Origin of the sequence: Dyella japonica DSM 16301, assembly GCF_001010355.1 — a bacterium.
Lineage (GTDB): Bacteria > Pseudomonadota > Gammaproteobacteria > Xanthomonadales > Rhodanobacteraceae > Dyella > Dyella japonica.
Genome location: NZ_JPLA01000142.1, coordinates 1 through 358, shown reverse-complemented (window position 1 = coordinate 358; position 358 = coordinate 1). Strand labels below are relative to the sequence as shown.

Sequence of the window (358 nt, the reverse complement as noted above, 5' to 3'; positions counted from 1 at the left end):
CCTGAAATATATTTTTCAAGACGTTGTTTCATCAGCGAGCCGTTCTTAGCGATTTCTTCCGGTTTATCGCACATACGTAACAAGGCTTCAAGCTTAGCGATATCGCTGGTACGTTCAAATTTGCGAGTATCTATCTTACTAGCAAGTTCAGAAATACGTGCTAATAGACTTTCGGCTTCAACCAAAGCTGCACCTAGCTTAGTTGCAAATGTGTCAGTAGCTTCGTTAAGAATAGATTCTGATAAAAATTCACTATATGTTTTCATATATACGCTTTCCAAGTTCCTGTTTTAAATGTTGAGATTACGCGTTTCGCGCGATTAGGTGTCTGACGATACCATTTAGATTGGGCTAGATT

1 protein-coding gene is annotated in these 358 nt (G+C 38.8%); it reads right to left on the bottom strand.

Annotated features, from left to right (window positions below; all coding sequences use genetic code 11):
* The coding region (locus Y882_RS19640; RefSeq protein ID WP_046973418.1) for a hypothetical protein at positions 1-266 on the bottom strand (266 nt) is incomplete at its 3' end.
* Positions 267-358 lie beyond the last annotated feature (92 nt).